At 32.4% G+C, this 13,861-nt stretch carries 6 protein-coding genes; 1 reads left to right on the top strand and 5 read right to left on the bottom strand.

The window, feature by feature from the left end; genetic code table 11:
• The first annotated feature begins 91 nt into the window (after positions 1–91).
• Positions 92–1,744: an alkaline phosphatase family protein gene (locus tag J3359_RS05260; protein ID WP_208079688.1), complete on the top strand. Its 1,653-nt coding sequence runs from the start codon at positions 92–94 to the stop codon at positions 1,742–1,744.
• A 122-nt stretch (positions 1,745–1,866) separates the two neighbouring features.
• On the opposite strand, the gene J3359_RS05255 is transcribed toward J3359_RS05260, so the two are convergent.
• The 5 genes from J3359_RS05255 to J3359_RS05235 all read right to left on the bottom strand — a co-directional run bounded on the left by J3359_RS05255 (position 1,867) and on the right by J3359_RS05235 (position 13,855).
• The gene (locus J3359_RS05255) at positions 1,867–3,294 is read right to left on the bottom strand and encodes a sialate O-acetylesterase (protein ID WP_243765989.1); all 1,428 of its coding nucleotides are present in this window, start codon (positions 3,292–3,294) and stop codon (positions 1,867–1,869) included.
• 187 nt (positions 3,295–3,481) lie between these two features.
• Positions 3,482–6,109 (bottom strand): GH116 family glycosyl-hydrolase, encoded by a 2,628-nt coding sequence (locus J3359_RS05250; protein WP_208079687.1) that lies wholly within the window; start codon positions 6,107–6,109, stop codon positions 3,482–3,484.
• A gap of 62 nt (positions 6,110–6,171) precedes the next feature.
• Positions 6,172–7,452: a DUF6786 family protein gene (locus tag J3359_RS05245; RefSeq protein ID WP_208079686.1), complete on the bottom strand. Its 1,281-nt coding sequence runs from the start codon at positions 7,450–7,452 to the stop codon at positions 6,172–6,174.
• A gap of 98 nt (positions 7,453–7,550) precedes the next feature.
• Positions 7,551–10,400 carry a GH116 family glycosyl-hydrolase gene (locus J3359_RS05240; RefSeq protein WP_208079685.1) on the bottom strand — a complete coding sequence of 950 codons (2,850 nt, stop codon included), beginning with the start codon at positions 10,398–10,400 and terminating at the stop codon, positions 7,551–7,553.
• Positions 10,401–10,513: 113 nt separating this feature from the next.
• The gene (locus J3359_RS05235) at positions 10,514–13,855 is read right to left on the bottom strand and encodes a VCBS repeat-containing protein (protein WP_208079684.1); all 3,342 of its coding nucleotides are present in this window, start codon (positions 13,853–13,855) and stop codon (positions 10,514–10,516) included.
• Positions 13,856–13,861: the final 6 nt, after the last annotated feature.

The following is a 13,861-nucleotide window of genomic DNA, read 5'->3' as shown; positions in this document are numbered from 1 at the left end:
TTAATATCCAATTTTATGTTTACATGAGATTGGATATTTTTTTTATACATTATAATAGTTTTACAAATTTAATTTATATAGATATAGAATTATGACTTTTAAATTCGATAAATTTTGCCTTTCAATAATTTTGTTATTTCCATTATTGTTTAATAGCTGTAGTAATTCAAGTCAAGAAAAAGAAAGCCTTCCTACAAATAAAATTGTAAATAAAGTATTGCTTATTGGAATTGATGGTTGCAGACCAGATGCTATGATGGAAGCTAAAACACCAAACTTAGATGCTTTAATGGAAAATGGAACATATTCTTTAGATGCCAGATGTTTATATACGACAAGTAGTGGACCTGGCTGGACATCTATGTTAAGTGGAGTTTGGCAAAATAAACATGGTGTTGTAAACAATTCTTACAAAGGTGCTCAGTTTTCTAAATACCCGCATTTTTTTAAATATATTAAAGAAGCAAGTCCTAAAAGTAGAACAGTTTCTATTGTAGAATGGAAACCTATAAATAAAAATATGGCTTCATTAGCGGCAGATGTGTTTACTAACGCTAACTCAGATGCAGATGTTAAAAACAAAGTAGCTAATGAGTTGCTAAATAATAACCCTACTGCATTATTTGTGCAGCTTTCTAATGTAGATATTACAGGTCATAGAACTGGGTTCAGTCCCCAAAACCCCAACTACATAAATGCTATTGAAACAGTTGATACACAAATAGGAGGGATGTTAGATGCTTTAAAGGCTCGTAAAACCTATAATAATGAGAATTGGCTTATTTTGGTTAGCACCGATCATGGTGGTTTGGGAACTACGCATGGAGGTCCGTCCGAAGAAGAAAGAACCATATTTGTTATAGCAAGTGGAGATAATATTCCAAACAAAGAAATAAAAAAAACAACTTCTCAGGTAACTATTCCACCTGTTAGCAATTGTTTAAATAGTAAGTATGAGCTAAAATTTGATAACACAGTAGTGAAAATTTCGAATAATGATAATTTTAATTTCGGAGAAAATCAAGACTTTTCAATAGAATGTAGAATTCGTTCCAAATCTCCACAAGACGTTAGTGTTCTCGCTAAAAAAAACTGGAGTAGTGGAGTACAGCCAGGATACATTTTCTCATTCAAACCCAATACAAATAGTTTTAAAGTTAATGTTGGTGATGGTGCTAATAGAATTGATGTGGAAGCTGGTGAAATTACAGACAACCAATGGCATACAGTTAGTGCTACATTCGATAGAGATGGCTTGCTAAAGGTTTATATAGATGGTGTTTTAAAAAATAGCACGTCTATGGCTACAATTGGCAATATTAATAATAATCTTCCATTTACTATGGGAGCCGATGGTAATTTAAATTATTATTATAATGGCTATTTATCTGAAGTTAGAGTGTTCAGATCAATACTTAGTGATACTGATATTAACAATTGGAAATGTAAGGTGTTGGATAATTCTCATCCCAAGTATACAAACCTATTAGGGCACTGGAAACTAACAAAAGGGACTGGTACTACACTTAATGATTTTAGCAGTAATAAACATAATGGAATAATAACAAATGGTGTATGGAATAACGCAAGAACTAGTACAGTAGAAACAGTAAGTAATTTTAACAATACCCCAAGAACAGTAGATGTGGCAGTTACAGCTCTAAATCATTTATGTATTCCAATTAAAAGTAGTTGGAATTTAGAAGGGAAATCTATTATTAGTACAAATTGTTCCAATAATTAATGGATAAAATAATTAGCGGACAACTAAATTTAAAATTCAATTAAAAAAAACGGGGGGGTGGCTAAAATTTATAATATAAAACCAGTTATTATTTAAATTTACTATAAGAGAAAATGAGTGAATTACTCTTTCCAATTATCTGTTCTAAATGCAGCTGCTGGTAGTCCATAACTGTTATACAAGTTTGGTTGTGCTGTTTCCGTAAAAGCAAAACGTACTGCTACAGGCTTTTTTACTTTATTTGATCTCAACTCAACCTTATCTCCTTTTATTTTTGCTTTTGCAGGGTAAAATTTTCGATCTTCTCCAGCAATAAAAAATTCTTTTGCCTCTTTTCCTTTCAATTTTAAACCTTCTCCAACAAAATCGAAAGTTATTATTGCTTTTTTATTTTCTATTTTTAACGATTTAAAAATAGGGCTACTAAAACCAATATTTTTTACTCCATAAGTTTTTGCCATTGCCCATAAGGCTAAACGTCTTCCTACTTCTTGCTTGTTAGATGGATGAATATTTTTTAGATTACCAATATCATTGGTAACCACCATTCCTGTATTTTTAACTGTCTGCATCGTTTTTAATTGCGCTTCACGAATCAAAGCAGCCTCTATATTCGTTTTAGAATTATAATTGAAAGGAGCTATTTCAGCAAAATAAAATGGAAAATCTTTTTTCCAATCGTCTCTCCATGAATTTATCATCATCGAAAAAGCTTGATGATAGTATGCTGCATTTGTTCTATTAGATTCTCCTTGATACCAAATAGTACCAGCTATGTTAAAGTTTTTTAAGGGGTAAATCATAGCGTTATATGCAACTCCTTCGTAATGAGGCCACCAACTTTGTTCAGAGACTTTTTCCATACTCTTAATTAAAGCTGGCGCTTGTTTTATTACATCTTTAGGAATCCAAACTTCTATGTTTGTACCTCCCCAACTTGAATTAATCAGCCCAATAGGAATGCCAAGTTTTTTGTGTAATTTTCTTCCAAAAAAATATCCTATAGCACTAAAATTTTTCATCGTCTCAGGTGAGCTTTCCTTCCACTCTCCATAAGAATTATCTTGAGGATAATTTGATGTATGCTTAGGAACCGTAAAAAACCTGATATTAGAATAAGTTGAATTTTTAATTTCTTCTGCTGCATTGTCTATACCATTACTTGGTGTCCATTCCATATTAGATTGTCCTGAACATAACCAAACTTCGCCAATTAACACATTTTTAAGCACGTGTTTTTCATGCCCTTTAATAGTTATTTTATAAGGCCCACCAGCAATAGGTGTTGGTAATTTTAAAGACCAAATACCTTGATATGCTTTTACAGCTATACTTTTGTTATTCCAAGATCCTGTTACAACAATTTCTTCATTAGGCACTGTAGTCCATCCCCAAATAGTGGCTTCGGATTTTTGTTGCAATACCATATTATCTGATAGAATAGAGGGCAACCATATTTCTGCCTGAGCATTCAAACAAAAAAAGACAAACAAAAAATTTAAACTTTTTCGCACAATAGATTTCATGTTAAAATTGATAAGATTCTTCATTTTTTTTAAAATTATATTGTTTTTAAAATTGTTATTTTACAGGTATTCGAAAAAATGCAATTACATAATAAATTTAAAAGCTACACATTTAATTTCGATTTTATTCTTTTACATTCTCGTAATTTATTCTACATTTATTTTTTTATTAACCTGGTCTTTTGTTTATTAACTAATAGATAAAACAAATTTAATTTATTTCAATCTTTATTATATCATCTTTTGAAAGTAATATTTCTTTAAAAGATAGGATAATTCTGTTCTCTTTTTTCTTTAATTTGGCTTTTATCTTTTTTCCGTTAAGCATTACATTAAAATTTTTAGACGATGGCAATTGGTCCAAACTAATATTTTGTAATTTTAATTGGCCATAAGCTATTTCTAAACTAGCTTCCACGCTATTTTTTTCAATTTTTTGGCTGAAGGTTCCCCAACTATTTCCTGTAATAAATGCCGATTTAAAAGCTTCTGGGTTAATTTTTGGTGAAAAACCAATTTTTCCATTCGGCTCATTTAAAGTAAAACCAGAAGCTGCGATAAAAGCACCATAGCTAGACATTGCTCTGGTATAATGATTACCATATTCAATCTCGTTATAAGGATTTCTTTTTTGAGGCTGATAACGATCATGTATAGCTTTGATCATCGTCATTCCCTCATCTACCAGTCCTTCTGCAATCATATGCCCAGCTGCTTGATAGGTAAAGCCAGTCATACATTCACTAAAATACCCCACTACTAAATTATCCCATTCAGCAGCTTTTGTACCTTTAGATGCTAATGCCCCACCTTTAGGAAACGTACACATAATAGTACCTGCTTCCCCTGGCAAGGCATAAAAACGAAAGTTTTTGATAGTTGATGTGTCTAAATACTTTCCAACATCCTTTTGGTAATTATATTTATAAATAGATTTTAAAGCACTAATGGTTTCTTTTTTTGGTAATACTCGTGGTAATCCTACTTGAATTGCCCAAGATTGCCCTAATACTTGATCGATATGACAACCAATATTTGTATTTGGGTTCTCAGTATTATCAGAATCTGGAATATTTATAAAATACTCGCCATCAAATAGTTGGTCTGTCATATTTTTTTTCCCAAATTTGGCAATTGTTGTACATTTTTTAGCAAACTTTTTGTCTCCTATTTCTATTGCCATAGCAGCACCTGCTTGTAGGGCAGCATTGTACAAGCTACTATGCCATGTGTTTTTACCATACCATTCTTTATCTAAGGTATTGTATTGAATACCTTCTAAAACACCGTCTGGTTTTACTGATTTTTCTGCATCATGAGCAATCATATATTCCACACTTTTCTTAATTTTTGGCCAGTATGTTTTTAAAAAATTTTTATCGGAAGAAGTGGTGTGTTCTCTATAGGCTCTTAAAATGGTTCCTGCTTGCCCATCTACAGCATAGCCACTCGCTTTTTGATTGAACTGTCTTCCCAAACCACTAAATTCTCCTCTATAACCAATAATACCATTTTCTTTAAAAGACAAACCATAATCTATTTGTGTTCTTAATTGTCTTGCCAAACTTGGAAACACCCTGCCCAATGCTTGTTCGTAATGAAACACATGTGTACATGTTCCTTCTCCTAAATATACACCTTCCATCGTATAAAAACGATTTTCATTGTCTGGATTATCTGTTAAATCGTCCAAACGATAACAGGATGTTGTTGCCAAAATACTTGTATTTATAAATGTTCTATCTAAAAACCACGTAGGTAAAGACGAATTATACCATATTTTATTCCATAATTTGGTCGTTTCTAAATATTTGGTTGTATTTGCTACAATTTTGTTTGCAACATCTGCAGATGATGTAAATTTTTTACTATAATAATTCCTTAAATTCTGTTTATTTTTTAGAGGATGAAAACCACTTTCTTTACGATGCACATTTGGAAAGTACCAAGACAGCACAAAGGTTAATGTTTTACTTTCTCCTGCATTTAATTCGACTTCTTTCCCGATAACACCTGTTAATTTATTTCCTAATTTTACTTCGGCGAAATTTTTGTTTGATTTATCTACTTCTGCTAAATTGTATTTTATATCTCTTGGCGCTGTTGGTGATGCCCAAGCATCCGTTCCTTCTAAAAGGGTTAAAGACATGTTACCATAATCTGGTAAATCTTTGCCTTCTTCGTTATCGACGATAGATGATGTAAACAATTGAAGAGCATCGCCCGATTTTATAATTTTATTCTGAGCTTTTCCTTGGGCAACACTTGCCATTTTAAAATTTGCCATATTTTGAAGCCATCCAAATAATTCGACGGACACTTTAGAGTCTGAATCATTCGTCATCGTATATTCCATAACTACCGCTGGAAAATCTGAAGATTCGTGATCTGTTGGAATAAATGGTGAATACGAATTTAAGACTACCGAAACTGGAAAATAGTCGTCTTTATAAGTCACTTTTCCCATAGGATACTCTCCTCTAAACGTAATATTAGAAAACCCATCGCTATTAAGTGATTTAACGATAGGTGTTATTGTTGTGGGTAATAATTTTTTAATACGAACTGCAAAACCTTGGTTAAATTGATGGTCTTGTGCCATCGGGTTGACATAGAATTTATCTCCAGGACCTCCTGGTTGAATTCGTTGAATATTAAAAATATCCCAATACCACAATTGCCCATCTCCTCCTAAATAAACTTGCCCTGCCGTTAAACCTCCAATTGGCATTCCAATATATTTTATTTGTTCGCCCGAGTAAATTTCAGCACCATTATTTTGTGCATTTAATTGGAATGACAAAATTGTTAAAATGAATACTAATATTTTTTTAACCATTGTGTTCTAATTTGTTATTCGTTCTCGTTCTTTTTAATTTACTACCTCTTTAAGCTTTCTTCTCATTTAAAAGCTGTATTTATTTCATCAATAGATACTTTTAGTGTTTTTTTAGCTATTTCATTTAAAATTTCTGCTTTTCCTTTAAAGTGATAAATGCGTTGTGCATGGGTATAACTTTTTCCTACTTTTAATGCCAATGCCGGTGATGAACTTTCCAACTCGTAAAAAGGCCCCATTTGCGAACCATCTTCCAAGGGACCATCATTATATGCGTTTAAGACATCTCCTGAATATGGTTTTTTTTGTAGTTCCCACGCAGAGTTTACATAACTATCGGTTGGGTTTGGTGCTGTGATTTCTAAAATGGTTAAAGTTTTATTTTTAGCATCATAACTTCCCATAAATTTAGTAGATCTTGCAGGGGAAATACCAATTTTACCTCTGCTGGCACCATCTGCTTTAAAATAAATAGTTTGCTCGGTCTTTTTTAAGCGGTCACCTGCCACTTTTCCAAAATAATCGTCTTTTACTTTTATCCCCAACTTAGATTTAGCCCCTTCTATAATTGGAACAACAATTGTTGTTTCTGGGGAAGGTGTAAACATACTTAACAACCAAATTGACACCAAACCAGATTCTTTTTTCCAATCTGCATTACCTATATTTTTAACAACATTTGATGTTTCATAGGCAACTACCAAAAAGTCTTCCGTTTTCAATTGCAAAGCATCGGTTATTTGTTTTTTAGTAAGTAATGACACTTTTCTATTGACATCAATATCTAATTTTGTTCCTGAATAATTAATTAAATGCATTTCTTTATGGAAGACAGCACTATTAGAATTGTGTTCCACAACATCAAAACCTTCTGTATCTAAAACTTTTGGTACATACCAATTTTTAAAATCGAAACTCTTTCCTGGCTTAAAATAAATAGAATACTGACCACCTTCTGGCCCCAACCAAAAGCGTTCTTCACCTCCTGTAGGGTTAATATGTTCTTTTATTTCTTTGGAAGCAATCAAATCGTAGTTTAACCATCCAAAACTAATTCCTTTATTTCCATTTAATGAACTTGTCATTACTCTTCCTTGTAACTCAGGAGACAGTGCTAATATTGCTTTTTTATCATCACTTTCTAAGACTAAGGTATTTTTATAGTTTTTTTGAAGAAAATCTTTGTCGTAACCAAAAGTTCCTTTTTCAAACGAGGCTTCATTTATTACTTTTCTTACATTAGTATTAGTATCGTTCGATTGTTTTGAATCTTTATTTTTACAGCTAATTAATGTAATCACACATAAAAATAAGAGTGTCGATTTTAAATACATTTTAATCATATTTATGTTTTTTATTACTGTTTACACCCAAACATAGGTAGTGTATTGCGTTTTAAATTTTCATATTTTTATAGTCGTTAAGCTCTTATTAAACTGATTTAAGAATATTTAATTTCAATAGTTAATTTTGCATTTTCGGTAATTTCTATTGCTTTAAATTTTAATCGTACTTTAGAACTATTTGTTGTATACTTATTTTTTATTCGTTTTCCGTCTAAATGAAGAGCCACTTTCTTAGGCTTTTTAACTTTTGGAATTTCTAAGGAGATTTCTTTTATAACTAAGCTTCCTGAGACTAATTTAATAGATGCTTGTTGTTTATTTTTCTTTTGTATTTGTGCATAGGTTCCCCAGCCTTTCGCTGCAATAAAACCTGCTTCAAAATTTTCGGGATGTAATTTGGGAGCAAAGGCCAACTGTTTTTTAGGTCCATGGTATTCAAAACCGCAAGCTGCCAAATACACACCATAACTTGCCATTGCTCTGGCATAGTGATCGCTACATTCCACTTCGTTATACGGATTTCTTTTTCCTGCATGGTAACGATCGTGAATGGCCTTAGTAATGGTCAATCCTTCTTCGATTTTATCTTCCCAAATCATATGTCCTGCAGCTTGGTATTCAAACCCAGTCATACATTCGTTAAAATATCCAAATTGCCAATGTTTTTCCCAGTCATCTTTTTTTCCGCCTTTTGGCCACGTGCACATTACCAATCCTGCATCATCGTCGATGGCATAAGGACGACCTGCTAATTTTTCTGGTAGCGATTTTCTAAATTCACCCATATTAGGAACAAAATTGTATTTCCATAAGGCGTCTAATGAGTTTTGAATCATTTCTTTATTGTACAATCGTCCCAATCCTAACTGAAATGCCCAACTCTGACCAAATACTTGATCTATATAACAACCAGTACCAATACCAATAGCATCTTTATGCTCAGGATCTTCATTTTGAACAAAATATTCACCATTATAAAGAGTTTCTATATTTTTTTCTCCTTTTTTCAGAATGGTTTTACATGTTTTAGAAAAGATGGTGTCATTCATTTCAATTGCCATTTCTTTCCCTGCTTTTAATGCAGCTAAGTATAAAGATATAATTACAGGAATATTGCCATACCATTCTGCATCTAAAGTATTGTGCTGTTCGCCATAGATCATTCCGTTGGCTTCGCCATCTTCTGCATCCATATCAATTAGGTATTGTAGTGCCGATTTTATATGTTTCCAATTTGTTTTTAAAAAGGTATTATCTGCAGTCATTTGATGCTCTCTATACGATCTTAATACAACACCTGCTTGTCCATCGGCTGCATCTCGATTTGCTCTACCTCCTCTAAAATCTACTTTTCCATTAGATTCTATAACCTTAAAATCGGTTTGTTCTCTTAAATTACGTTCTAACTCAGGAAAAACACGTCCCATGGCTTGAGCATAATGCCATACATGAGTACAGGTTCCTGGGCAACAACCAATACCTTCCCAAGCCCAAAAACGACCATCTTCCAATAGATAACAGGTTTCGGTTGCTAGAATTGAAGTGTTGGCAAAAGTTCGATTCAAAAACCAATAAGGTAGGCTCGATTTGTTATAAAATACATCTGCAAACGCAAGTGTTTTTGTGTGTAATCTTTTAAAGTTTTGAACAATGTCTTTTGAAACTTCGAAGGCATTTTTGAAGCGCTTGCTATAAGAACGTCCTTTAAAGCGATTGCCATCTGCACTTAAATTTGGAAAATACCAGCTAACTACAAAGGATATTTCTTTAGTTTCTCCCGGTTTTAAAGTTACCGATTTACTTAAACCACCACGTAAACTTACCCCAAAAGGTTCGGTTGCCAATTCTTTTTGTTGTTGTTCTTTTGGAAAGAGTGCTTCTGAATAATACTCTTCTTGCGCTGTCGCTGCAATATCGTCACCTAATAAAGTTAAACACATATTGCCATTGTCTCTCTTCTTTTCAAATTGAAAATCTAATTCTGAACCGTTTTCATCTAAAAGAGCTTCGCAAACTAAAGATGTACTCTTTTTATTATGAATAATGGTGTTTTTTAATTGTATTTCCGTTTTTACTCCTGAATGATTGAATGCTGCATTTTCTAACCAACCTGATAACTCACAGTTTACAGTAGCATTACCTGTATTAGAAATCGTGTAGTGCATGATTGTTGCAGGATAACTAGAGGCGTCTACATCTAACGGAATAAAAGGTGAGTAGGCTTTTAACACTACTTTTACGGGACACCCCTTATCTTTATATGTAATTTCACCTACGGGATATTGCCCTTTAAAGGTAATATCTTTAAAACCTTTATAATCTAATCGTTTTTCCCATTTGGTATCTCCTTGTTCGATTTTTATCGCAAAACCTTGGTCAAATGGATATTCTTGAGTTATAGGTACGATGTAATTACTACCATCACGAGCTCTTACTTTTCTCCCATTTAAATAATAGGTAGCATCTACAACACCTTCTTTTTGTTCATTAAAAATATCCCACAGCCATAATTTACCATCACCTCCCAAATACACCTGACCTGCACAAATACCACCAACAGGCATTCCAATATACACTAAATCTTTACCTGTATAGGTTTCTGGAACTCCACGTTCGTATAAAGATTGTATCCAGTCTGGGTCTAAATTTTTGTTGATTGGTATTTGATATCCTTCTTGAAGAATACCGGTGGCACTTAATGGATGGCTTAATCCCATTAGAGCCAAACTACCTAAACCAAGTCCCATTGTTTTCATGAAGTCTCGTCGTTGTATTCCTACTTTGTTTTTAGCTTCGTTTTCGAGTCCTGAAGCTGGGGTACAACATCCCGTACTTGGGTCGCAATTTTCTATGTTTGCTACTTTAACTTCAATATTTTCTTTTTTTTCTGAATCACAACATCCTGTGCTTGAATCGCAGGATGTTTTTTTTAAATTTTTACCCATTTTTTAAATTTTTGTAAAGTACTACTCCTTAAAAACAACGAATGTTTTCATTTATACTACTGAATGATTAGATTTTTATTTCTTTTTTTTTTTTTTTTGAAATTGTTAAGGTTTTATTGTTTTTTATAATTATATATTTTTAGAGACTCTTCGTTTCTGGCGACAAGAAAAGCATTTTGTTGATTTGCTAATTTTATCTCTACTATTTCACGAATTTCTCCTCTTAAATTTAATCCACTTTTAATTGGAGAAACTACGTTTAAATTATTACCTCCTTTATTTTTAATATATATGCCATAACTAGCATCGTTTCTTGGTGTTTCAATTTCGGACTCGTATAAGTTTCCACCTGCAATAATATCTTTGTAACCATCATCATTAAAATCGTTAATATACATAGAATTAATGGATGAAGTTTGGGCGTGATTTTCTAAAGGAACTGCAACAAAACGCTTTCTTTCATTTCTAAAATATGTAGAGGCAAAAGTATTTGCTTTGTAATGTACAGCGTTTTTAATATCTTCTTGTTCTAAAATATCCATAATTGTAGCTTTACTAAAGGCTTTATATGTAGGAAATTTCTTTTTTATATAAGGCATTTGACTTGATGTGCAGCTTCGACCTCTTAATGGAAATAAATTACCTTGTTCGTAAAATCCTAAAACGATATCGTTTGTACCGTTTTTATCAAAATCGTTACTAAAAATTTCAAAAGGACTTTTATTTGAAGCTTTGTATTTATAATTTAATCCTAAGTTTCCTGCTATAAAATCTAAATCACCATCATTATCCATATCTGCTGTGGCAATACTATTCCACCAACCTACTTGTTTTCCTAATCCATAAGAATCTGTTACGTCCACAAATTTGCCGTTATCGTTTTTTAAGAGTGTTATTGGCATCCACTCACCAACCAATATTAGATCTTTTTTACCATCCTTATCAAAGTCTGCCCAGTTAGCATCTGTAACCATACCTATTTCTTTGAGTACTGGTGCAATTTGATTTGTTATGTCTTGGAGGGAAATTTTTTCTTTAGTACTATTATTTTGTAATATATAACTAGTTGCTGGAAATGGATACTTTCCTGGAATTTGTCTCCCACCAATAAACAAATCAAGATCACCATCATTATCGTAATCGGCGGCTCTAACTTTTGATCCACTTGCTAAAAACGGAGGCAGTGCTTTACTGTTCTTTTTAAAGTTTCCTTTCCCATTGTTAATATACAATCGATCTTTATAGTATTTAGAGCTGGCAGGTTCTTCATTTCCTCCACTAACTACATATAAGTCTAAATCTCCATCATTATCTACATCAAAGAACAGTGATGAAACGTCTTCATGATTTTTATCATCTTCTAAAACTGGAGAAATAATTTGTTTAAAGGTAGCGTCTGGTAATTGTATATAGAATGCGCCTGTATAGCCTTTAGCTCCTCCAACATAAAAATCATCTAAATTATCACCATTTATATCTCCGACTGCTAGTGCAGGTCCTTGCTGTGACATTTTATGAGGAAGTAGTGTTTCTCTTATATAATCGTTAAAATTATTTTCTTTATGTGTGTAATTTATTCCACAATTATTTGTTATGTCTACAAAAAGTGGGGTATGGGATTCTATTTTTTTATTTCTTAAGAGTTCTTTAGGCTCCTTTTCTTGCACTATTTCTAAGGTTCTATTGCCTTTAACATTGTATAAAAATTGTTTATTTCCATTTGGCCATGTAACTTCCAAGGTGTCTACTTTCTTGTTGTTTCCTAATCCAAAATGTAGCATGGGTTCAACAGATGAAAGGTAACCTCGTGTAGGAATTAGCTCTTGAGATTGATAACTCTCTCCTATTTTTACGTTTACTTTAGCACCAATAGCAAAATGGTTATCTAAAGTTCCTTTTAATTTTAATCTTAAATAATGGTTGTTTGGAAAACTATCGATAGCGTTATTTTTATAAACTCCTGCCACATCGTCTAGATTATTCATTACCATATCCAAATCACCATCATTATCTAAATCGACATAAGCTATCCCTTGTGAAAAGCCTACATGGCTTAGCCCCCAATTACCTTTTATAGTCTTAAAGGTTAAATCTCCTTTGTTTACGAAAGCATAATTATCGTGTGCTACAACAGGCATTTCTTTAATAAGTAAATATCTATTTTTATCATTAATTTTACCTTCTTCCTGAAGTTTTCTATCTAGATTATTAAAATCATTGTCATTTACTTTCCTCCTCATTCCATTGCTAATAAAAATATCTTTCCAGCCGTTATTATTTAAATCACACATTAAAACAGACCAGCTCCAATTGGTATTTGAAAGACTTGCTAAATCGGCGATATCACTAAATGTTCCATTTCCATTGTTAAGTTGTAAGTTGTTTTTCATGTACTGGTGATGAAGTCCCATATCTACTGCTTCCTGAAACAACTCTGGAGACATCGCAGACATGTTGGTTTTCCTTTCCTTATTATTGTCGTTACTCATATCTAATTGAAGAAGGTCAATAAATCCATCATTATTAATATCGGCTGCATCTGTTCCCATTCCAAAATTAGCTGTATGATTCATTGCCGAGGCTAATTTATCTGTAAAGGTTCCATCTCCGTTATTTATGTAGTAAAAATCTGGAGAGTTAAAATCGTTGGAAACATATATGTCATACCATCCATCGTTATTAAAGTCTGATGTAGAGATATTAAGTGAGAGACCAAAATTCTTTAAACCTGCTACCTCTGTAACGTCGGTAAAATAATTATTACCATTATTTTTATATAACTTGTCTCTTTCTTCTTCTGATGGGTTTTGTTGTTTTTCTGCATAATAAGCATTTGTTGCCTCAAGTGCTGTGGGTGCATAGGAGCATAAGTACATATCGAGATCTCCATCTCTATCATAATCGAAAAACACGCTTTGGGTAGAATATCCATTATCATCTAATCCAAATTCTTTTGCCTTTTCTGTAAAAGTAAGATCGTGATTGTTTATGTATAGTAAATTTCTTCGAGTTTTAAAAGGGCCTGATGCACATATATAAATATCGAGCCAACCATCGTTATTAACGTCGGCCATTGTAACTCCGTTAGACCATCTTAAATTATCTTTACCACTTAAATTAGACTTTGCAGTAATATCTTCGAATTTAAAATCTCCTTTGTTAAGATAAAGAGCGTTATCTGTCATATTAGCAACAAAATAAATATCTTGAAGTCCATCATTATTAACGTCTCCAACAGCTACTCCACCCCCATTGTACATGTATGGAAAGTTGAAATAGTTTAATTGAGGTACCTCTGTAATACGGTTCGTAAAGTTTATTTTTGAATAAGATTTATCCACTTTACTAAAACTCAGTTCTAACTTAGATGAGTTTTTATTTTTTTTACTCTCTTGACAAGAATAAATTATAAATACAATAAAAAGAAAATATTTTTTAAATTTAATATAATACATCTTTAG

It is taken from the genome of Polaribacter cellanae (genome assembly GCF_017569185.1).
GTDB classification, from domain to species: domain Bacteria; phylum Bacteroidota; class Bacteroidia; order Flavobacteriales; family Flavobacteriaceae; genus Polaribacter; species Polaribacter cellanae.
This window is presented reverse-complemented; position numbering and strand designations above follow the sequence as displayed.